A 1,278-nucleotide genomic window follows, 5' to 3' on the forward strand; every position below is an offset into this window, starting at 1 on the left:
CCGTGGCTAGCCGCGCCCGCCGGGGCGCCGGCCTTCCGGCGGCGGGCCTGCTCCTCGCGGCGGCGGCCCTCGGCGCCGAGGCCCGCGAGGGGCCGACCGACCCCTTCCACGGCGCCCTCGAGCGCCTCAGGGGCGAGCCGGAGGCGCCCGCGGAGGAAGCGGCCGAGCCGGAGACGCAGATGCGCTCCCTGCGGCTGACCCACGCCGATGCCGAGGCCGTGGCCCAGCTGCTCACCGACGGCAGCGGCTGGCTCGACGAGGCCGGCGACGCCGCCGTCGACCCGCGCACCAACACCCTCATCCTCCACGGCCCGAGCGCCCGCCTGGAGGCCGCCGCCGAGCTCGCCCGCGAGCTCGACCGCCCCGTCCCGCAGGTGATGATCGAGGCGCGCATCGTGCTCGCCTCCGGCGACTACTCCCGGGAGCTCGGCAGCCGCCTCGACCTGCGCAGCGTCGACGACGAGCGCTTCCGGCTCCGGGCCGCCACCTTCGCCGACGGCGACTCGGGCCCCGACGACGGCCTGATGCCGGACCTGCCGCAGCTCGGCGACGGCGGCCGGCTCGGCATCGCCATCGGCAAGATCGGCGAGCAGCTCCTGCAGCTCGAGCTCTCGGCCATGGAGGCCGAGGGCCGCGGCCGCGTCGTCTCCAGCCCCCGCGTGGTCACCGCCGAGCGCCAGGAGGCGCGTATCGAGCAGGGCGTCCAGATCCCCTACCAGGAGACCGCCGAGTCCGGCGGCACCGCCGTCGCCTTCCGCAACGCCGCGCTGTCGCTGACGGCCGTGCCCATCGTCACCGAGGAGGAGACGGTGGTGCTCGAGCTGCGGGTAACCAAGGACGCCGTGGGGCAGGTCTTCAACGGCGTGCCGAGCATCGACACGCAGTCGGTGGCGACGCAGCTGCGCGTCGGCGCCGGCGAGACCGTGGTCCTCGGCGGCGTCCGCGAGCACGAGCACCGCGAGCGCGAGCGCCGGGTGCCGTGGCTGGCCCGGCTGCCGCTGATCGGCTGGCTCTTCCGCCGCCACGAGGAGCAGCGCAGCCGCCAGGAGCTGCTGATCTTCGTGACGCCGCGGCTGCTCGAGCGGGGGCAGTGAGCGGCCCGAGCCGGCCCCCCGGCGGGTGGGCGGCGGTGCGGGCTCTGACGAGCGCGCCCCTGCGGGGTCCCCTGCGCTTCTCGCCCGAGCGGGGCCGCGCGCTAAACTCGCTTCGCTCGGACAACGCGCACTCGCCGAGCGGCTGGCGCCGCTCGGCGCCCCGCTCGGGCTGCGATGCTCAGCG

1 protein-coding gene is annotated in these 1,278 nt (G+C 76.9%); it reads left to right on the top strand.

Annotated elements, in window-relative coordinates; translation table 11 throughout:
• The coding region (locus tag CKO13_RS12240; RefSeq protein WP_274600698.1) for a secretin N-terminal domain-containing protein at nucleotides 1-1,094 on the top strand (1,094 nt) is incomplete at its 5' end.
• Nucleotides 1,095-1,278 lie beyond the last annotated feature (184 nt).

It is taken from the genome of Halorhodospira neutriphila (genome assembly GCF_016584055.1).
In the GTDB taxonomy this organism is placed as follows: Bacteria; Pseudomonadota; Gammaproteobacteria; order Nitrococcales; family Halorhodospiraceae; genus Halorhodospira; species Halorhodospira neutriphila.